Annotated in this window: 17 protein-coding genes and 2 pseudogenes; 5 read left to right on the top strand and 14 right to left on the bottom strand. The window is 48.3% G+C overall.

The genetic code is table 11. From position 1 onward, the window contains the following. Positions 1-84: 84 nt before the first annotated feature. The 6 genes from IEY11_RS11645 to IEY11_RS11670 form a co-directional block, all read right to left on the bottom strand. Positions 85-1,029, bottom strand: a complete 945-nt coding sequence (locus IEY11_RS11645; protein WP_188886612.1) for a sugar phosphate isomerase/epimerase family protein — start codon at positions 1,027-1,029, stop codon at positions 85-87. A gap of 97 nt (positions 1,030-1,126) precedes the next feature. Further along, entirely contained in the window at positions 1,127-2,134 is a 1,008-nt protein-coding gene (locus IEY11_RS11650; protein ID WP_118761740.1) for a Gfo/Idh/MocA family protein, read from the bottom strand. 218 nt (positions 2,135-2,352) lie between these two features. Then, positions 2,353-3,387, bottom strand: a complete 1,035-nt coding sequence (locus tag IEY11_RS11655) for a LacI family DNA-binding transcriptional regulator (protein WP_118361088.1) — start codon at positions 3,385-3,387, stop codon at positions 2,353-2,355. 502 nt (positions 3,388-3,889) lie between these two features. Beyond that, a complete protein-coding gene (locus IEY11_RS11660) occupies positions 3,890-5,263 on the bottom strand; it encodes a YARHG domain-containing protein (protein WP_118729701.1) in 1,374 nt (457 codons plus the stop codon). A gap of 3 nt (positions 5,264-5,266) precedes the next feature. After that, positions 5,267-5,626: a DUF2085 domain-containing protein gene (locus IEY11_RS15255; protein WP_188886613.1), complete on the bottom strand. Its 360-nt coding sequence runs from the start codon at positions 5,624-5,626 to the stop codon at positions 5,267-5,269. Continuing rightward, the gene (locus IEY11_RS11670) at positions 5,607-6,296 is read right to left on the bottom strand and encodes a hypothetical protein (RefSeq protein WP_110435973.1); all 690 of its coding nucleotides are present in this window, start codon (positions 6,294-6,296) and stop codon (positions 5,607-5,609) included. The genes IEY11_RS15255 and IEY11_RS11670 overlap by 20 nt, the downstream gene beginning before the upstream one ends. 146 nt (positions 6,297-6,442) lie before the next feature. On the opposite strand from IEY11_RS11670, the gene IEY11_RS11675 reads away from it, so the two are divergent. Further along, on the top strand, positions 6,443-6,808 hold the full coding sequence (locus IEY11_RS11675; RefSeq protein ID WP_110435972.1) for a helix-turn-helix domain-containing protein: 366 nt from the start codon (positions 6,443-6,445) through the stop codon (positions 6,806-6,808). Positions 6,809-7,114: 306 nt separating this feature from the next. Next, the gene (cas9, locus tag IEY11_RS14940) at positions 7,115-9,037 is read left to right on the top strand and encodes a type II CRISPR RNA-guided endonuclease Cas9 (RefSeq protein ID WP_243184002.1); all 1,923 of its coding nucleotides are present in this window, start codon (positions 7,115-7,117) and stop codon (positions 9,035-9,037) included. Here the strand turns inward: cas9 and IEY11_RS15085 are convergent. The 6 genes and pseudogenes from IEY11_RS15085 to IEY11_RS11705 form a co-directional block, all read right to left on the bottom strand. Further along, positions 9,037-9,501, bottom strand: a pseudogene (locus IEY11_RS15085) (N-terminal phage integrase SAM-like domain-containing protein); the annotation flags it as partial. The gene cas9 and the pseudogene IEY11_RS15085 sit on opposite strands and share 1 nt — an antisense overlap. Before the next feature lie 705 nt (positions 9,502-10,206). Then, positions 10,207-11,217 (bottom strand): succinylglutamate desuccinylase/aspartoacylase family protein, encoded by a 1,011-nt coding sequence (locus IEY11_RS11685; RefSeq protein ID WP_110435970.1) that lies wholly within the window; start codon positions 11,215-11,217, stop codon positions 10,207-10,209. A 21-nt stretch (positions 11,218-11,238) separates the two neighbouring features. After that, positions 11,239-12,909, bottom strand: a complete 1,671-nt coding sequence (locus tag IEY11_RS11690) for a M28 family peptidase (RefSeq protein ID WP_116705284.1) — start codon at positions 12,907-12,909, stop codon at positions 11,239-11,241. A 3-nt stretch (positions 12,910-12,912) separates the two neighbouring features. Further along, positions 12,913-14,109: an amidohydrolase gene (locus IEY11_RS11695; RefSeq protein WP_158574692.1), complete on the bottom strand. Its 1,197-nt coding sequence runs from the start codon at positions 14,107-14,109 to the stop codon at positions 12,913-12,915. A gap of 81 nt (positions 14,110-14,190) precedes the next feature. Further along, a complete protein-coding gene (locus tag IEY11_RS11700) occupies positions 14,191-15,594 on the bottom strand; it encodes a YfcC family protein (RefSeq protein WP_116705282.1) in 1,404 nt (467 codons plus the stop codon). Positions 15,595-15,981: 387 nt separating this feature from the next. After that, positions 15,982-17,043: pseudogene (locus tag IEY11_RS11705) on the bottom strand (DinB/UmuC family translesion DNA polymerase); the annotation flags it as partial. A gap of 83 nt (positions 17,044-17,126) precedes the next feature. Between IEY11_RS11705 and IEY11_RS11710 the strand changes: the two are divergent. Then, positions 17,127-18,806: a hypothetical protein gene (locus IEY11_RS11710; protein ID WP_188886615.1), complete on the top strand. Its 1,680-nt coding sequence runs from the start codon at positions 17,127-17,129 to the stop codon at positions 18,804-18,806. Positions 18,807-18,856: 50 nt separating this feature from the next. Here the strand turns inward: IEY11_RS11710 and IEY11_RS11715 are convergent, their stop codons facing one another. Both IEY11_RS11715 and IEY11_RS11720 read right to left on the bottom strand, forming a co-directional pair. Further along, positions 18,857-19,663 carry a site-specific integrase gene (locus IEY11_RS11715; RefSeq protein WP_194461872.1) on the bottom strand — a complete coding sequence of 269 codons (807 nt, stop codon included), beginning with the start codon at positions 19,661-19,663 and terminating at the stop codon, positions 18,857-18,859. Next, positions 19,620-20,069, bottom strand: coding sequence for an N-terminal phage integrase SAM-like domain-containing protein (locus tag IEY11_RS11720; protein WP_188886617.1), 450 nt, complete (start codon positions 20,067-20,069; stop codon positions 19,620-19,622). The genes IEY11_RS11715 and IEY11_RS11720 overlap by 44 nt, the downstream gene beginning before the upstream one ends. Before the next feature lie 97 nt (positions 20,070-20,166). On the opposite strand from IEY11_RS11720, the gene IEY11_RS11725 reads away from it, so the two are divergent. Further along, positions 20,167-20,610, top strand: coding sequence for a helix-turn-helix transcriptional regulator (locus IEY11_RS11725; RefSeq protein WP_118761730.1), 444 nt, complete (start codon positions 20,167-20,169; stop codon positions 20,608-20,610). 23 nt (positions 20,611-20,633) lie between these two features. Continuing rightward, the gene (locus tag IEY11_RS11730; protein ID WP_188886618.1) at positions 20,634-21,308 is read left to right on the top strand and encodes a hypothetical protein; all 675 of its coding nucleotides are present in this window, start codon (positions 20,634-20,636) and stop codon (positions 21,306-21,308) included. Positions 21,309-21,359 lie beyond the last annotated feature (51 nt).

Raw genomic sequence — 21,359 nt, forward strand, 5'->3', positions numbered from 1 at the left:
ATAATTATCCTTTCTTTCCTCTCGTTTTTCTCTTCAGGGGTCTCTCTTTTTTATTTTTATTCAATAGCGCCGAAGCGTTATTTTTTACAGATCGCAGGGCATTGCTTCCTTGAGTACGGTGGTGGACTTTTTCAGTCCGGTCAGTGCCGGCATGGTCAGATCCTCCATCTCCTGGCTGATCGGGCCGTCATAGCCCTCCATGCTCAGGCAGGACAGGAATTCCTTCCACCAGCTGACATCATGGCCGTGACCGAGTGCAACATAGTTCCATGTGCGCTTTGCAAACTGGTCGATGGTCTTGGTGTCGAGTACGCCGTCCGGACCGATATAGTTGCGTTCGATGCGGACGTCCTTGGCGTGTACATGGTAAATGCGGTCCGCGCCCAGCTTGTGTACTGCGGCGACCGGATCGCCGCCCATCCACATCAGATGGCTCGGATCGAGGTTCATGCCGACCATCGGGCCGACTGCGTCACGCAGACGAATGAGCGTTTCCGGATTGTAGACCATCTGGCAGCCGTGGTTCTCCAGTGCGATCTTCTCAATGCCGTTGGCCTTTGCCAACTCGACCGTCTTTTTCCAGTAGGGGATTAGTACCTCTTCCCACTGCCAGTTGAGAATCTTGGTGGTGATCGGCGGCCAGCTCGTTACGATCCAGTTCGGGGTGTGATCCTCCGCCGAACCGCCCGGGCAGCCGCTCATCATAACGATTTTTTTGACGCCGAGCAGACCTGCCAGCTTAAAGGTCTTTTCGACTACCTCCTGATGCAGCTTGCCCTCCTCGTTCGGTGCAAGCTGGTTGCCCGAGCAGTTGAGCACCTCAAGTACCAGTCCGCGCTTTGCGATAGCGTCCATAAAGCTTTTGCGGGCTTGCTCGCTCTCAAGCATGGCATCAAGGTCAATATGCGGCGCTTTGGACCAGTTGCCGCAGGCGATTTCGATGGACTCGTAGCCAAGCTTCGCAACGGTATCAAGCATTTCTTCAAACGGCATGTAGCCGAGACAGTCGGTATTTAAGCAGAATCTCATTTTGCATATCCTTTCAGAGTGTTCTTCGCTCGTGCCGCGGGTATCCGATGCACCGCGGCACGCGAAAGAGAAGTAGAAAATAAAAAGAGAAGATAAGTTATTTCTTATAGAAGTCCGGCATTGCGTCATACTTGATTTCAACAACGGACTGGGTGTCACGCGCCTTGGAAGCGGCCTTTGCAGTTACCTGTGCGGTATAGCCGTCCCACGCGGACGGACCGTCTACGCGGCCTTCCTTGCAGGCGTTGATCCAAGACTGGAATTCGATATTGTACGCTTCCGGGAAGCGCTCGGACCAGTCGTGGCAGATGGGCGTTACGCGGGAATCATTGGTACGGATCATTGCGTTTGCCGGTTCCGGCAGATTCAGACAGCCTTCCTCGCAGACGACCTCGCAGCGGACGTCATAGCCGTAGCGGCAGTTTACGAAGGATTCTACATCAATGCGCACGCCGGATTCGGTGGTCAGATACATGATCTGCGGGTCGCGCAGCTCGCCTTCCGCGTTGCGGGTGGTCTTGGGGAATACGACCTCGGCAGTCTTGTAGTTTTCACCGAGCAGCCAGCGCAGAACGTCGATTTCGTGGATCATGGAGTTCTCAACCGGCATAGAAGTGGTAAAACCCGGTGCGTCATAGTTGCGGTGTACGCAGTGCAGCATGAGCGGCAGGCCGTACTTGCCGGAATCGATAGCTTTCTTGAGCTGATTGTAGCCCGGGTCATAGCGGCGCATGAAGCCGACCTGAACCAGCTGCTTGCCGGCGGCCATCTCAGCCTCTACGATGCGCTTGCAGGCATCCGCCTCGGGTGCCAGCGGCTTTTCGCAGAATACATACTTGCCGGCCTTGATTGCCGCCATGACGTACTGCTCGTGAAACGGATCGAGCGTGGTAACAACAACGGCGTCGATTTCGTCCGAAGCGATCATCTCCTCGCCGCTCTCCCAAGCCTTGATGGCGTACTTCTCGGCAACCGACTTGCAGAAATCAACATTTGCGTCCGCGCAGCCGACTACCTTTGCACCCTGCAGGGTGTTGTTGATACGCTCAATGTGCGTGCGGCCGATTGCGCCCGTGCCTACCAGACCGATTTTCAGTTCTTCCATGATATTTCCTCCTCAAGTATGTAATTTCTTCTCATTTATGCAATTTTTTCTTTACGAGGACGTACTCGTAATTCTCTATAAAAAATATCTGCTGTTATTTAGCAAATATCTTTTGACGGGATTTTATGTTTTTATCGCTGTATCAGCCGATTTTTCGATTTACGAGTACGTACTCGTAAATCTCTACAAAAAAATATCTGCGGGATTCGCAAATATTTTTATGAAAAACATTCCTTAACCAGAATACGGATGTCGGTAAAAATACGGTCGATCACGGGTTTTCTACCGAATACGAGCTGATCCATGATCAGCTTGACCGGAAGCGCGCCCTGCTCGTCTTTTTCACCGCCGAGTGTCCAATCTACAACGCCCTGTCGCATCAGCTCTACGATTTCGGGATAATCCTCGTAGCAAAGCACACGAACATCGTTCGCACGACCGGTTTCGATCAGCGCCCTGCCGACCTGTGCTACGCCGCCGCAGGTAATGTAAATTCCGCGCAGATTCGGCTGTTCTGCTAACAGCTGCACCGTTTTTTCATAGGTGATCTGCGGATTTTCGAAGCTCTCCACGCGCGATACGATCTCAATCTGCGGATACTCCACTTTCAGAAAATCCGCAAATCCCTGTTCACGCATCTGCACATAGTAGTTGTTGTTTTCTGTCTCAATCGCACTCGAAATGATGGCAATCTTGCCGTTTCCGTTCAGAAACTGCCCCATCAGCCGACCGGCAATGCGGCTGGCTCTTGCGCTGTCAATGCTGACACAGCAGGTACGGCGCGAACCGGCGATATCCGAATCGGTGGTGATAACAGGAATACCTGCATCAGCCGCCCGGTTAATCGCTCGACGCACACAATCTGCGTTGATCGGACTGAGGATGATGCCGTCGGACTGCTCGTTGATGGCCTTGTCGATATACTCGCTCTGCCTCTTGGCTTCCTGGAACCCGGTAACTGCATAGCTGACTTCAATATCGAAACCAGTCTGCTCTTTTACACCGCGTTCGATACCTTTTTTCAGGTACGGCAGTGCATCCACCTGCACCAGAATGGCAGAAATGCGGTACACTTTGCCTTGACGCTGCAGCACACGGCCGCTCGGATTGGGCGTATAGCCCAACTCGTTAATAATGGCCTGCACTCTTGCGCGGACCTCATCGCTGACACCTACACGGTGATGTACGACCTTATCGACCGTTGACGGATGAACGCCGGCACGCTCGGCGATTTCCTTCATGGTAACTCCCATGCCGAACGACACCTCACTTTCATCGGCATAACAGTGCTTTATTGGTTAACGTGTACGTCCTCGTTATTTTACGAGTACGTCCTCGTTATCTTACGATGTTATTGTAGCGCGATAAACACGCAGCTGTCAACTGTTTTTTACGAAGTTTTTGAAGTTTCATCTTTTTCATAAAAGCCATGCTATGTTTTTGGTGTTTTACAACAAATTCTGTCACGATTGCTGTCAAGGAAAGTTAAGTCGTTCTAAAAGTTATCGTTTTCCATTTATAAATGCAGAAAAGCTGCACTTCTCATAACAAAAAGTGCAGCTTTCATGGCGGAGACAGAGAGATTTGAAAAGCAAAGTTTTGATTTTTTGCATCTTTTTCTGTGTTATTCCGTCTTATTCAGTTCATCATCCCGTTTTTTGAGTACATATAGCACATACAGTTTCGGTTGTTTTTATCGTGATTGCTGTCACGTTGCTGTCAGCCCGAGCGGTTTCCCGCTCGGGCTTTTGGCTTTTATACCGGTCTAAACACACCGCCGTCCAGACGGCCGATTACCCATGCGTCAGAGCCGTTGACCTCTACAATATATTCGGCCTCCCATTCATACTCACCAATCTTTGCACAGACCAAATATTCGTTCTCTGCATATGGTCTAACATAGTCGAAACCGGTACAGTAATCGCCTTGGCTCTCCACATAGCTGCTGACCGCACCCTGCGCCAACTTTGTCGGCGAAACATCCTGCTCGGTCCAGCCCATCTTCTGCTCATATGCAGAAATAGTATCGACATTCGCCTTTTCTACATCACTCAAATCGCTTCCATCATAGGACGAATTTGGCGTATACCACGATTTAGCCGCAAAGTAATTCTGGATTTCCTGCGTCTTGAACACATAACCATGTCGAGCATAAATCTCATTGCGGGCCAGCAGCGCCGTCTTTTGATTCCAGCCTGCCATATTGTCCTCGGTGATGTACTGCCGATCACTCGGAAAAATGTAATCAGCCGACGAAGCATCCGCAGTCGATGCCGGTTCTACTGCTGTCGTATCAGCAGTGTCCTGCTGTGCATAGTCGTTCATATCCAGATAGCCATACGCATCCAGTACCCACGGAACCGAGGTTTCCAATGCGTCCTCACCAAACAGTGTACAAAGCTGTGCGCGATCACCCGTATAGTTTGCTGCCGCACCATACAACACTGCAGAACCAGAGATCTGATCCAGCTGATCAATAAAGACTTTCATCTTCTCTGCGCTGTCGAGTTCTGTTTCATGCTTTGTGGTGTAAGCCATAAAGTATAGACTGTTTAACTCTGCCGCAAGGTCGCTTGCCTTTTCAATCTCTGTATTGGGATCATGAAAAGCAGAAATTTTGAACACCTGCTCGTCCAGCATTTTGAACTGAATCGTTGTGTCGCCCACAGTTTCATCTGTATATTTTACTTCAACAATCTGCTGACCATCATCGTTCTCTCCGCCGTCCCACTCGGCTGTGCATCCCAGCAGATCTTCATAGTAGCTGCTGAGCAATTTCTGCACCGTCATATCGGTAAATTCGCCGAGATAGCCATTTTGTACGGTTTCGATATAAGTGTCCGTGCTGGTCGAGCCTGTATTACCACCAGACGTACCAATCATCACTGCAATCAAAATCAGTACAACCGCCACAATACCGCCGATGATAAACTTCTTTTTACCGCCCTTTTTCGATGGTACTGGCGCTCCCTGTGGTGGTATTACATTCTCATGAACGTTTTCTGTGCTTGCAGCAGCTTCCACCGTCTTTGTGTCCTCTTGAACTGCCTCTACGCCCAGCGGAGAGCCGCATTTCGGACAAAATGTTTTCTTCTCCTTAATTTCCGTACCGCAATTTGGACAGAACATCTTTTACCAACTCCTTAGCATTAAATTTTTTACGAATAACAGCAACGTTATCGCCATGGAGCAGATACCATATCCCGCTAAAGCGCCTGTTGCAAATCTTCTTCGATTGGTAGACACCCGCCACTCCCATAGCTGAGTTAAACCGTCTATCACCAGTGGGATACAGCAAACGGCATACACGCTCACGTTCTTTCTACAAACCGTATACGCTGGCACAGCAAGAATATATCCCACCAGAACGCCTGTGCATCGAGCACACAGCGGAAACTTCATGCCTTTCCAGTAAAAGCTCCTATCTGCGCGTTGATGACAGCCTGCTCGATGGCCGACTGCCATCAGCCATTCATACACCGTTTTCTTCATCACGAGCCTTTTTCAGTCTATCTAAATACTCTTTATATTTCTTTGCATTTTCGACTGCTTCGTTTAACTCGGTTAAGGCTGGTGATAGCTTTATGTAATACGGCGGCATCATGCACATTACTCCAATCACCATTGCAGCAAGAAACCAGATAATTATCGTAATCAGTTCGTCCATATCAATAGCCAGAAATGCTATAAAGCCCATCAATGCAATGATGATTCCTCTCCCAATCATCCGGAATGTATTCTGTACCTTACACGCCGGGTACTCTTGCAAAAATGCCTGCTTATCCGCTTTCAGGCGAGCTTTCAAAGCCTTATAGCGGTTTTCAGCTTCTATCACTTCGTTGTCGATATTCTGGAGTATTACTGGATTCGCTGCCGACAGCAATGCTTTTCGCCTGGCTTTTGCATTAAGTTCTTGTTGAATTTTCTCCTGCCGAGCCTTTTCCGCTGCTTTCGCAGTCCCCGCTTGAAACTTTTTACCGCAGGAATGGCACACCCAGTAATCATCGGTAAATCCCGGACTTGCTCCGCACAGGCCGCACAATATGCCGATCGGCCCGAAAATCATCATACCGCAGCAGGCATCTGTAAACGATCCGCTGCTGCCAGAATGATGAACAGCCACATACTGCGTATTTTCCGAACCGCACTTTGGACACTTCACGCGATCCCCTCCCCTTTGCTTTCTTATGCACAGTATATCATTTCCAGCCTCATTTGTAAATGATATAACAATCACTATTTACAAGTGTATATATCAATTTGCCGATTGGAACAACTACCTCTATGATGGTATGAGAGGTGTTGCCAATGACTGATATTTCGGCTGCAATCGGCAAACGAATCCGGACTTTCCGCAACGCACAGGGCATCAGCTTGGAAGAATTATCTTTCAAAGCCGATCTGAACGCTGCACACTTGGGACAAATCGAACGCGGTCTGCGCAATCCGACGATTGAAACGCTGAACCGTATCGCCACTGCGTTGGACATATCGTTTTATGAACTGATCGGCTCGGTCGAGGAAGTCCCGCAGAAACAACCGGAAACCAATGAGATCAAACGGAAAATCGACGCACAGTTGTCCTCCATGACTTTGGACGAGCAGAAGGACATACTGCGCATCATTCGCATATTCCGCCGCCGTTTTGATGAAGAAAACAAAAAGACTGACTGATATACTTATGTGGTATCAGTCAGTCTTTTATATTTTGTAGTTTATACACATTGTAAAACATTGCTATTTGATGCCCATTGTGGTAATATTAAACCAATAAAAGTTAAATTGTCGCAAAATAATTGGACAAAATACAAAGAGATCTCCTAAGAGATCTCTTGTTCCACACACTGTGGAGCCGCATACACGGCGCTTGCGCTAAAAGCTTATTTGAACTTGTAGTGTAATACCTAATGGTAGTAAATCATTGGTACACTATTATTATCCACCCCAATCATCAATTTGTCAATCAGAGAGATAAAGAAAATGAAAGAAAAAACGCAGATTCCTTATTATCTCGGAATAGATGCCGGCAGCAGTTCTGTCGGCTGGGCCGTCACGGATACAATGTATCATGTTCTAAAAACTAAAGGAAAAGCCATGTGGGGTGTTCGTCTGTTCCCCGATGCATCAACTGCTGCAGAGCGCCGTACTCATCGTGCTGCAAGGCGTCGCTTGCAGCGCAGAAAACAACGTCTTGATATTTTAGAAATGCTCTTTGCTCCTGCATTAAATGAAAAGGATCCTCAATTTTTAGCCCGTATGCATGAGAGTGATTTATGGCAGGAAGATAAAAGTATAAATTCTAAATATTCTCTATTCTCCGATTCCAATTTTAATGACTGCGATTATCACGCCCAGTATCCAACCACATATCATCTTCGCAGTGAATTAGCACATTCCACAGATTCGCATGATGTCCGTCTTGTCTATCTTGCACTACATCATTTGATGAAATCACGGGGACATTTCCTCTACGAAATATCGGAAACATCGGACAATGACTCATCTTTAAGGGATAAGTTCGATGATTTTTGTACTCTTTTATCAGATGCATACGGATTGGATTTTGTTCCGCACAATACGGATAATTATCTAAACATTTTGAAAACTCCTAATATGCGAGTTACGGAAAAGGCAGCTTTACTTACCGAAGGTCTAAAGAAGCCCAGCAAAAATGAAGCCGGAATTTCTCCCTTTTACATTTCTGAATTGCTGTCAGGAAGGTCTGTTGCACTCTCCAATCTGTTCGGTGATGACCGATTTAAAGATGCCAAGAAAATTACGCTGCAAAATGATCTTGATGCAAATTACAATGAACTTTGTGAGGTATTAGATGATCATATATCCGTAGTTACTGCTGCCAAAGATGTATACGATGCCGCACGCTTTGCGGAAATTATCGGTACGCACAGATACCTTTGCGATGCCAAAATTGCTGTATATAAGCAAAATAACATTGACTTAAGAGTACTTAAAGATTATATTAAGGCGCACTGCATTGAACGATATAACTCTATTTTTTGTGACAAAGAGGACAAGATTGATAATTATGCTGTCTATAGCCAATATCATCATAAAAGCGGCGATTACACTTGCTCACAGGAGGCTTTTTGCAAATTCCTAAAAAAGTCTTTGCCTGAAATGGCGGAATCCAAATCCCCTGTCATTGCAACTATATATCAAAAAATCGTTGATGGTTCTTTTCTGCCGCGTTTGCGAAGCTCTGAAAATGGAGTTATCCCCTATCAGCTTCAACTGCGCGAACTAGATGCAATATTGAAAAACGCTTCTTTATATTTACCATTTCTAGCACAACAGCAATGCGATGGTTACACTCCCGCTGAGAAGATTAGAAAAACATTTGAATTCCGTGTTCCGTATTATGTCGGTCCACTAAATGATAAAGCAGCACATCACTGGGCTGTTCGTTCTAACACTGATAGCAAAGAAAAAATTTATCCGTGGAACTTTAATCAACTGATTGATCTTGATCATTCAGCTGAAGCATTTCTCGTCAATTTAATCGGTCGCTGTACTTACACAGGTGACCCTGTTCTGCCTAAGGATTCTTTACTATATAGCGAGTATATGTTGCTCAACGAATTAAATCCATTAAAAATTGATGGTCAACCGCTTTCTACAGAGCATAAAAAGCAGTTGATTAAAGATATGTTCATACACCCTGTTTCCAAGCAAAAAGGCAAAGTCACTAAAAAGAAAATCTATGAATATCTGAAATCAAAAGGCTGGATTTCTAAAGCTACAAATATAGATTCTATCAGCGGAATTGATGATAAGATCAAATCTGATTTGCGCTCCGCCTTCGGCAGTGCACAGCCGTCTGCCGGATTGTGGGCGATCAGCCGCTGCTCGACTGCCAGCTTCAGGGCAGAGGAAATGATTTGATGGATGTTGCGCACTGTTTTGGCGCTCAGTCCCTTGGGCTGCTTCTGTGCTTCGATTCGCTCTACCCGCCCTTCTGCCAACAATTTCTTGTAGAACTGTTGCAGATGCAGCGTCGTCAGATCATTCAACGGGATCTTGCCGAGCTGCGGCTTGATGTGGTTTTCGATGTAGCCATGATAGGTCAGGTAGGTGGATGGGCGCATTTTGATTTTGGCATAGTTCTCATACCACACTTCTAACCAGTTACCCACGGTGTAGGTCTTGGCCCGTCCGTAGTCGATGCCCACATTTTCCTCGATGGCTTTCTTCAGCTTTTCCTTGACTTCCGCTTGCGTCTTTCCAAGGACGTTTTTAATGATGGCCTTTCCTGTTTCTGGATCGTGACCGACTGTGTACCGACCCTCCCAGCGTCCGTCCTTTCGTTTGCGGATATTTCCCTCCCCGTTTGCTCGTCGCTTTGGCATATGTTAAGCAACCAGAGATTACAAGCGGGAATCCTGTCCACAAAAGAGCCAGATCTGGAATATATGTTCCATCGCCATCCACAAAGCAACAAGAGCGGTATATGAGATACAACCTTACCCTACGGAACAATCTCAGTGCAGTCGATCACCAAAAGGGGCCCAATTACCCTCGCACAGGCCCTGCTCCTTGGAAAATGAGCAGATTCATTTTTTATCATCATGCCAGGTATGACCGCCCAAAAGATCAGGCATACTGTAGCAAAGGGGGCCTGCGTATGAGAAAACCAAGCCGCGAGGCTTTGACGAAACGAATCTGGTTTGATTACTTCAATGAGGTCCTTCGCAAACAAAACCTCATTGATTGGAACACCTATCAGAAAATCAAGTTGTCTATCCAACAATAAGAAGCTGTTGATTGCATAAGCTCAAGTCAAAACCACCAGCTAAGCTGGCTGTCAGCATGTCCAGACACCCGGTCATTGTGCCCCATTTTTCCCCGTTTCAGCATCCCTCACCACTCATTTTTTCCCGTTTACAAACGAAAAAGCCCAGCTTTCGCTGGACTTTTTCGACAGACTGGAGCATCCAAAAGGGTGCCCTTTTTCATTTCTGCAGGCCATGTACAGCCCACTCTGCTTCTGCCCTGTTCGTATCTAGGATACTCAACTGGCACTTCGATTTGCAGGATGCATGGATCTGGGCGCTTTACTCCCCATCCACAGGCTTGCCAACCATGTATACCCAGCCATGAGGAGGACAGACAGAATATGTCCAGTACCCGATGACCACACCGTCAAAGGGAGCAATGACCCGATCCACTTCCTCTCCGAACAGGTTCGTAATGATGGAAAGCGTGTCGCCCTTACGCACAGAATCCATTGCCTTCTTCACAGGCACATGAATCCCGCCGTTGCGGTTATAGATATAATCAATGTCATAGTGGTGTACGCCCTCATTGGCGGGCACGCTGCCCTCCAGAATCCCCAGCAGGGTCATCACATTGCGAATTCCGGTCTCCAACATCTGCTTGTGCTCATCCCGCTGATACATGCGGGTGCACTGTCCGCCGATCTCGGGTGTAATGCAGGGAATGCCCATCTGATAGGCATACTCATCCTCAATTCCGCTGTTCTCCGCGTAGCGGGTGTTCTTCCACAAGACCTTAAAGCCAAAGCACTGGGCCATTTCACGGGATTTATACGCCACAGGAGACTCCTCTCCGCAGTACAGCACAACAGGCTCCAGATACTCGCTGTTGCCGCCGCCGTGGATGCAGATCACCGCGTCAGCCTTCTTGATGATGTTCTCACAGTACCAGCTGCACACATAAGCCGTCATGGGGCCGGTTCCGCCCGGATAGATGCGATTCAGATCCTGGGGCACAAAGTCCAGGGTATTATAGCGCTTCATTTCGGCAAAGGCCTCTGCATTCAGGGCAGGGATTCCAATGAAGCTTCCCTTCATCTTGGATACATCCAGCCCCTCAAAGGTCTTGATAATTCCCTCAGTACCCTCATACTCGTCGCCGTGGTTGCAGGCATCCACCACCAACGTGGGACCGTCCTGGGCGCCCACCGCCAGCATAATGGGAATATTCACCCATGAACCGTTGGCCCGCTGGGCCAAATGAATAAAACCATATTCCTTGGTGCCCTTCTTTTGGAGTGCCTGGGTAAGATCAAACGATTCGTCATACTCTTTGATATTGGTCTGCATAATCCATATCCCCTTTCTCTATCATACCACACTGTCCGCGTCGCTGTTCAGTGCTTGGACAATGCTTGTGCACTCAGATACAAAGCGGTTCACCTGCCGGCGGAAGGCTGTCCGCCAATACAAAAATTCCTGAGGTGGCAGGTCGTTGCGGTGCTTGCCCCTGACCAGCTGCAGACCGGGCAGCAGGCCCACTGCAAATGTGTTGTCAAAGTGATATTCATCACAGGCACTGCACAGCAGTCTCGTCAGCCGGCCTCCTGCCTCCTTCGCCTGTCTGTCACTGGAAAAGCAGATACGCCCGGCACAGGCCTTGTCCAACTCCTCCAGTGCCCGTTCTACAGGAGCGAAATCAAAGTCATCGCCGCAATGGGTCCGGATGTCTGCCACAGTATCTCTCATTTGCGCCAGACACCCTGCCGCGTCAAAGGGAAGATGCGCTTCATCGGCAAACTCTTTTACCAGCTCCACCAGCACCCGTGTATCCCTCATCAGAAGCTGGGGGTCCACCTTATCCATGGTATCCTCCACGGAATGCCACCACCAGCCTCCGCCGCTGCCTGCACAGTGCCAGCGGCCACGGTTGGGCGGCGCCTGATAAAAGTCAAAGGACACCTGGATGGGAATGCGCGGCCCGAAAAATGACAGGTCTGATCCCCGCCCCAGCGGGCGGATCACCACCTCAGCCTGCCCGGTGCACCGACGCAGGATATCCCCAAGGGTATCCCCTGCCACACCGGACGTGGAAAACCCGATCTCCTGCGCTCCCATACAGCCGGGAGAGTCCATGTTGACCAGCGCCACACAACGGGCATCCAGGTCCTCAAACTGCTCATCGCAGTACCAAGTGCTCCCGGCATACCGTCCGTTGGAGTGGGCCGGCCACCACGCGATTTTGACACCCCGCCGCAGCTGCTTCTGGGACAGTACCCGTGCCAGTTCCAACACAGCGGCATTCCCGGTGGCATTATCCGTCACACCATAATCCCAGGAGTCATAGTGGCTGCCCACCAGCACATACTCCGGCGTTTCACCGGCCAGCTCGGCTACAGGGATCTGAAGACGCACACATCCACACTGCAGTACGCTGCGCACCGTCGCGGTACGGCTGCAGGCTCCAGGCGTCAGCAAGGGCAGTATGGATTCTCTGTCACAGCTTCTCAGGCCCACCACCGGAAAATCAGGATAGGTTTTTCCGTTTTCAGGCTCCGCGGTGCCCCACACAGGGCTGACCGTCTCGTAGTGAAGCACAGGCTCCTCGCTGGTCCACAGATGGATCAGGCCCTTTACACCGTATCCCCGCAGCTTTTGAACATAGTCCTCATAAAAATTGTCCCCAATCACGATGCAGCCCCGCGCCCCCGCGTACCAATCCTGCTCCTGTCTGGGCTTCAGCTGGTCGTGGGCATGGACATCATAAAACAAGGGGGCGGTCACTCCGTCCGGACAATGGGCGGAGAAGGAACGGGGAAGGGCTTCAAAGGTCTGATCCATCCCCTCTACAGTAACTGACGCTTCTATAGGAGTGGAGACATATCCGTCACACTCATACACGCGGCATGGAATGCCCCATTCCTGCAGCTTCTTGATCAGATAGCCGCAGGCACGGTGCTCATCTTCCGAACCGCCGATGCGCTTCAGCCCGGAAAACACATCCAGTGTCTCCATCAGGCATTCTCGTGAGAGTTCTTCCATTCCTCAATTCTCCTTTTGGTGCGCAAGGAAACACTGGTACACATCCTGCCAGGCAGCCTCATCCGTCACAAGGCGGAAGGCAGCCAGTGCACAGCACACAGCACCGTCATAGATGCCCTGATGAGCCCGCGCCTCTTTCCCGGTCTTTACCCATGCGTCCGTGTGAGGAGGATCATCTGTCTCGATGGTCTTTACCCGCAGGCAGCAGCTGGGCAGCCGGTGGGTCACCGCGCCGAAATCGGTAGAACCGCAGTCCTTCCGGGGCGGAGCAATTCCGTCACACGCAAATTTTTCTGCACACTCCATCAGCAGCGCACCCATGGCATCATTGATGGTGGTGTTGTAAATATGCGCCACAGGGGTAATTTGTACCTGTGTCTGGGTAGCCATGGCAGCAGCCTGGGCAATCTCCCGGGTCCACTGCTCCACGCTCTCCAGATACGCCATGGAGGAGTGGCGGATCTCTACCTTAACCTTGGCAAAATCGGGCACGGAGTTGACTGCCGTCCCCCCAGCCAGCACAATATTGCTCACCCGGCTGGAATCCTTGAGGTGATTGCGCATGAGCCCAAGCCCTGTCTGCAGCATGGTCACCGCATCCACTGCGCTGCGCCCAGCATAAGGCGCAATACCCGCGTGGGCGGTTTTGCCGTGAAATTCCACATCCATCTCGATCAGAGCCAGAGAGGGCGTCTCCAGCTGGGTCAATGTGCTGCCGTGCACCATGAAGGCCACATCAATATGGTCAAACCCGCCGTGGGCGGCCATCTCGTTTTTGCCTCCGTCCAGCGACTCCTCGCTGGGCGTCCCGATCACATGGATCTCAAAGGGCTGGTCCGAAGACTCCAGCACTCCCCGCAGGGCCATTGCCGCGCCGATCATGGCAGGGGTCTGCATATGGTGGGCGCAGCCATGTCCCTGGCCCCGCAGCGCATCATATTCCCCTAAAAATCCTACTGCGCGCCCTCCGGCAGCCCGCCCTCCCTTGTGGCGGTACACGGCACAAAAAGCCGTATCCAGCCCGGCGTAGGGAATGGTTACTTCAAAATCGTGGGCTCGCAGCCACTTTGTCAGCGCAGCTGAGGAGCGGTACTCCTCATAGCCCGGCTCGGCGTAATCAAAAATTTCGTCGCTCAGCGCGCACAGCTGCGGCATCAGCTCTGAAACGATATTCGCAATTTGCTTCTGAATTTCTTCCATGGCATGTCCCATCCTATATCTTTGAAATTTATAATATCCTGCCGTCGCGCCATGCAGTTGCGGCGGCCAGCTCTAAACGGATCAGTAACCGATCACCACAGCCAAAGCCAGGAAGGCCATAGAAACCAGGCTGAGCAAAATCACCAGCTTAATGACGTACTTCAGCCACACGGAATAGGGAATCTTGGACGCAGCCAAAAATCCCAGCATGGTGGACGAAGTGGGGTAGATGGCATTGGTCAGGCCGTCACCCAGCTGGAAGGCCAGCACAGTGCTCTGGCGGGTCAGGCCCACCAGATCGCCCACAGGCGCCATGATCGGCATGGTGGCTGCCGCCTGGCCCGTACCAGAGTTGATGGGCAGGTTGATGATGTTCTGCACCAGGAACATACCGATGATCTTTACCGAGCTGGGCAGTGCCACAATCGCATTGGCCAAGGCATTGATAATGGTATCAATGATCATGCCGTCCACCATAACGGTATTGATCGTACCGGCCACTCCCACAATCATCGCACCGAAGGTGATATTGGCCATGCCCTGCACATACAGATCGCAGATCTTGTTGCCGCTGAACCCGGCCAGAATACCGCATACCACACCCAGCACCAAAAACAAAGTAGCCATTTCGGTGATAAACCATCCCAAGTAGGCCACGCCGTAAATCAAAACGGCAAGCGCGATGACAACGGCCAGAAGGATCAGCTTGTGCCGTCCGGTCACTTCAATCGCAGATACATCCACATCCTCCAGGTTGGAATCCTCGTTCCCCATCAGGTTCTTGGAGGGATTCTTCTTTACCTTCTCCGCGTAATGAATAATATACAGGCTGGTCACAACAATAAACGCCACCAGGATAATCCAGCGATACCAGGCTCCGGAGAACATGGGAGTCACACCCGCGATGGACTGAGCCACACCCACATTAAAGGGATTATAGATGCCCGCCGTAAAGCCCACGATGGAGCCCATGGCGATCATGGCTGTACCTGTGATGGTATCATAGCCCACTGCCTTGGCCACTGCAATCCCAATAGGCACAAACACCAGAACCTCCACAGACATTCCCATGGTGAAGCCGCCTACGGCAAAGACCGTAATGAAGATGGGGATGAGCAGCTTTTCTTTTCCCGCAAACATCTTGCCCAGCTTGGCACAAAAGGCGGTGATCATCCCTGTCTGCATAATCAGCTCAAAGGCGCCGCCGATGATGAAAATAAAGAAGATGATCTCGTTTACGCTGGAGCTGCCCAGAGTTCTCACAAAAGCCATGGGGATTTCCAGCGGTGAAACCGGTGACGATTCCACCTGAGTGTATGTACCCGGTACAATCAGCATACGGCCGCTGGCATCCTCCTGGCGCTCAAACTGGCCGGCAGGAATCACGTAGGTCAGCAGGCAGACAACCAACACGATCAGAAACAGAATAATGTACGTGTGGGGCATCTGGATGCCTTTTTTCTTTTTCGACGTTTCAATGGACATTCTTCTCTGCACTCCTCACAATCAAGTGTCTAATAATTATACATTTATTTTTTTCTTTATGCAAGGGCAAATCGAGATTTATCGAGGAATCTGAATTTATCGTAAAAAACTCCCTTGAGCCGCCAGCGGCTCAAGGGAGTCTATGGATGTTTTGACCACTGTATCCACAAAAACTGATTAAAGTTCCAGCCCATTCCACGCTTCTGTCAGCCGACACAGCCGTTACAGAAGCGTGTGTGCTGCTGAAGTTTCCACTGGGCAGGCTGACACGGGCATAGCGGCCATCCCAAATTCAGTGTAAACTCCTCAGCTTGGAAGCGCGCAAAGTTTATCTGCAGCCACAGCAGATTCATCCCGCTGCCGCCTTCTCCTATACGATGTTCCCCCTCACAGACTGAGGGTACAGATGTAACGGATGGGTCGAATATGTCCTGCAACCGTGCGGTCTATGCGCCGATAATTCATAGTTCGTATGGGCACCATCTTCTTAATAGTGAGCATAACCTCCTGCATTTTTCGCTCCCGATCCAGTTCTGCTTGCTCTTGTTTTCGACGAGCCTCAACGGCAGCATAATCGGTGAACAGATCCATCTGCTCAAATTCGCCCTCTCTGGTCATCGCCTCACTCTCTGAAATCACCCGACCCGCAACGATGTTAAGTCGCCGCACCATGAGGTCGGTATTCACAATACGATCAAAGAGCGCTGTAGCTGCCCCCATGATTTTCTTTGTAGAGGAGGTATAATCGTTCAGGCGCTCGGTTCCATGGGCGTGCTTTGGAACCTCGCGGCCATAGTGATCCTTGACTATTGGGCCATGATAACGATTTCGCCGTGCCGGATCAGTTAGGTTCTCAATGTCATAGCCGACCGTCAGAACAATCTGGTCGGTCATCAGCTTCTTACTCACCAAATCCAGTGCCAGTTGCTCTGCCATTTCTCTCAGCACCAACCGAGCCCTTTCTGCGGAATACGGGCAATGCAGGACCTGACCGGAACCAAGGCTGTTTTCACTGGGATGATATGCCTTAACCGCTTGGATGGTACAGGGTTCCCAGCCCCACGAATGGTCAATCAACAACTCAGCGTTTTTCCCAAAGAGCTGGTAAAGAAGATCCTCATTGCATACCGACATTCGCGCAACATCGCCCATGGTAAACATTCCGTGTGCCTCTAACTTCTTGGCGTATCCACGTCCAACCCGCCAGAAATCGGTGAGTGGCTGGTGCGACCACATGGTTTGACGGTAGGTCATCTCATCCAGCTCTGCGATGCGCACGCCGTTCTCATCCGCAGGGATATGTTTTGCCAAGATATCCATTGCGACTTTACATAAATAAAGATTCGTACCAATACCTGCGGTGGCTGTAATTCCGGTATTCTCGATCACATCCAGGATAATTTTCATTGCAAGTTCTCTGGGGGTAAGTTTGTAGGTGGATAGATAATCGCCAAGCTGGACTAGAGCATATTATAGAGAATTCTACGGGCAATAACAATAAAATTTTCGCTGATTTAAGTTATGAAATGCGATTGAATTGTGAAGATTTGAACCGAATTGCTGATGTTCGTGTATATGTCAATGATGTGCTTGAGTCCTCTGTTTACAATAATGGACGAATTTATTTTCCTAGTCGAGGGATAAGCAATAGACGAATTTTTCTAGATTGTTATGGGTTTGCGGAGTTGTCTATTACGCTTATATTAGTAGATGGACAAGAATGTACGCTGAATTCAGAGTATTTACCGATTTTGGTGCGACGAGAGGAACTTAATAATTCGGTAGAAGCAATGGCTAGATTTGTTTATAATAATCAAGAATGGCTTTTGTTAAATGGAGAACTCAAACCGAAAAAACCATCTGGGCTTAAAGAGAATGGGTACCGTAGTCTTGCGACACAGATTTTGTTAGCAGAAGAGATTGCAGCTATATATGAGAGTAGTTATGGATATTTCAAAGCTAATAGCAGATTCAAGTTGAAAAAGATGTCTGTAATTGAGAGACTAGAGCGAATACAATATGTGACGCAGGGAACGCTGTCATATACAGCAACGCATCCAGAGTACTTGCGGCAAGTAGATAGTACGCAAGGTATATTTATTGGAAATCGTGTGTATCAACCACAGAAAACAGAAACTGTTCAAAATACACGCTCATATGATATATATGAGAATAGAGTGATTTTAGCATTTCTAAGGAATATGATTGATTCGGTACAATCTTTGCAAGGATATTGCTGTAATCTATTAAGTAAAATCCCCAATGATGAAGATTATAGCTCAGAGTACATTTATTCATCATTTTTTATGTTTTCTGAAACAAGAAAAATGATAGAAGATGGAAAGACTCAGTTGGAGAAATTGTCTGAAAAATTTACATATTTATGGGGAATGTATAGTGATATTCTTCGTATCCCCCTAGATCAACATATAGTACCCCCTAGACCGACTGCAATTTTTCTCTCCGTTCCACAATATAATCGAATATTCGTTAGAATTCATCAATGGTTTAGTTTTGGAATATATAATTTTTCTAAAGAACATTTTATGCTCTCCTTTATTAAAATTTCAGCTTTGTATGAAAGTTATCTTTTGGCGAAATTCCTTTGCTATTTCAGAGATAGAGGGTATTCATTGGAGTCTTCTAGACGTTGCGTATATCCGGTATCAAAACGATGGAAATACAAAAATACTTCTGTACGAAATACATTTGTATTAAAAAATGGTCAGAAAAGGATTACTTTATATTATCAGCCTGTAATTTTTGATACAGATCAGCGCTCTGTAAATGGTATCTGGTTGTATAGAAATAATTCTATATCTGTGTATGCGGGTAATGAAGATGACTGTAGGCAAGGCGGTCATTACTATGTGCCAGATTTTCTGATTAAAATTGAAGAAAATGGCGATTCCCAATATATGATCGTAGATGCAAAATTTAGTGATTATAGTAGTGTACGACGCTATTATGTAAAAGATTTGGTGTTTAAGTATTTATTTTCAATTAGTCCAATCGAGGAAAATGAATTAGTATGCGGTCTTTGTATTATGTATGGTAAATGCAAGTCTAAGGAACGACTGCAAACAGCATATGATAAGCAAATATTAGGCACTGAAATCTATCCATTTATAGAAATATTCCCCTTAATAGAAGGAATAGATTCTGCAGGACAGTATGAAAAGATGGATCGATTGCTGAAGAAATTACTATAAGATTTAGGCAAAAAAATAAAGCTGCCCGCTCGGGCAGCTTTATTTCTCTCTCAAAAGAACTGGATCGGCTGACGCAGCGGCGGCTCCATATTATACATATTCGCCATCGTTTGCATCGCAGTCCATTTCTGGTCAGTCAGCACATGAGCATAAGTATCCAGCGTAAATCCAACAGAATAATGTCCCAGCAGGATCGAAAGCGTTTTCGCATCCATGCCCTGCTCCATTGCACGGGTAGCAAAGGTATGCCGCAGTGCATGAAAGTTGTAGTTCGGCAGATTGGCCGCCGCCAGCATCTTCTGATAATATTCGCGCATGAGGCGCGGCTCGACATAGAGGCCGTTCTCCTGCGTAGCAATCAGATCGCTGTCGAAGTAGGCAGTGCCTTGCGCGGCGGCATCCTGCATCTGCACGGTTCGCCAGTTCTGGAGGTCCATCACTAGCTCGGGCAGCATAGGGATACTGCGGATACTGTTCTGCGATTTCGGTGTCTGCGTAACGATCTCGGTTTTGCTGTCGGCCTCGTCATCATCATAGCGCTGTAAGCGATTGAGCGTCTGGTTGACATGAAGCATATTCGTATAGAAATCAATATCGCACCAGCGCAGGCCGACGACCTCACCCAATCGCAAGCCAGTTACCAAAGTCATTCGTACAAATACGCCATACCGGAACTGATAGCTTGCCTGCACCAAGCGGGCCTGCTGTTCACGGGTCAAAACCTCAATATGCGGTTTGGTGAGTGGCGGCAGGCTTACACTGCCGGACGGATTGGAGAGAATCAGTCCCTCGGACTGTGCCTGTGCAAGAGCTTTATGTAAGCACATATTCAGATTGGAAATCGTTTTGGGTGACAATTTTTCCTGCTCCTGCTTGTAGTTGTAGAATATCTGGAGCGTACGCGGAGTCTAATTCTTTCAGCTTGATCGAGCCGAGCGACGGTTTGAAATGCTTGCGGACATAGGTTTCATAGCTCTTATAGGTGGACTGCTTGAGCGTGTGCTGCATATACGTCGTCAGCCAATTGTCCAGCCATTCGCCTACGGTCGTATTGTTCTGTAAATACTGCGGTGTCTGTACCATAGCGACACTCAAAGCGTGCTGTATATCAACAGCTTCATCAAGTGTATCGGCGTACTTGGAAATACGAGTCGATTTACCGGCTCGGCCGGAGATACGGACTTCATAGCGTCCATTCGGTTTCTGGCGGATACTGCCCTCACCGTTGTGACGCTTTTTCTTAGTCTTCTTATTGTTGTTCATCTGTAATGCCTCCGATGCGGTTTTACTGATGAGTTCGGATCGGGTTAGAATTTGATTTTAAGGTGAAATGGTTCTGTGCTATAATGGAAATCAATAGATGACAGAAACGGTGATACAGATGGAAAAGACCACAGGCGAATTGATGGATATTCTGCGCAGCAAGCCAGATGCAGCAGCCTTTGTTCAGGAGAACGCTGACGAGTTGCAGAATAAAACCGTACCGGAGCTATTAGCGGACCTGCTGGAACGTAAACAGCTGACAAGGGCGGCAGTAATCCGTGCGGCAGGCTTGGCGCGTACCTATGGCTACCAGCTTTTCGACGGTACTTATACACCGACACGGGACAAGCTGATACAGCTTGCGTTTGGCTTTCAGCTTACGGTAGAGGAAACGCAGGCGCTTCTCAAAGCCGCAGGCCATGCTGTGCTGTACCCGCGAAACGCGCGTGATGTGGTCATTATAGAGTGTCTGTACCAGCGATGCGGCATCATTGCGTGCAATACCAAATTGGAGGCACAGAACCAGCCGCTGTTAGAGTAATTTAGGGAAAAGGAGAGTGCTTTATGAATACTAAGGATGTAATTAATCAGAAAATTGCGGATCTTGATAAATTGATTGAAAATCTGCGGCATCAAATAGATGATGCAGAGAAACAGCAAATTGAGCTGTATCAGCAATTAAATAATATTCAACGGCAGGAGATTGCTGATTCGTGTGTTTCTTGCATTTATGAGGTGAATACAGATAATTCTATGTATGCATTTTTAGATGCAAGGACCAAAACTACACCGATTATGGATAAGTTCTATTATTCTAAAAAGAAGTTTTTAGTATTTAGAAAATTTGGTATTACATCTAATTGGAAGAGTTTATCGCTGGTTGTCATGAGAAGTCCTTATCAGGTAATAAAGACGAAAGATATTCTTACCATGACAGGTTTAAAGAAGCTCTCCGGAGCATATATCTCCAGTACTTATTTACGACGCCCTTCTTTTGCTGCCGAACTATTCAAGGAATTATCTCGTATTCCGGAAGGGAAGATTAAAGAGGGGGCAAGGATACCCTTCACAATGCCTTGTCACTTAGGCGGTCAGACTTTTATGAACCAAACGGGATATGGTTCTGAATATGAAGGAGATATGTTGGTTCATGAAGGTACATTATATGGTGAAGTCACAGATTTTCAGGCTCTATCCCGAATTCTGTGTAAACTCCGCATTGGATGTAAAACAGAGTAAAATATTCACAAGGCGGCATTGTAATTCGAGACCGCCTTTGTAACAAGATAA

It is taken from the genome of Butyricicoccus faecihominis (assembly GCF_014648015.1).
GTDB classification, from domain to species: Bacteria; Bacillota; Clostridia; order Oscillospirales; family Butyricicoccaceae; genus Agathobaculum; species Agathobaculum butyriciproducens.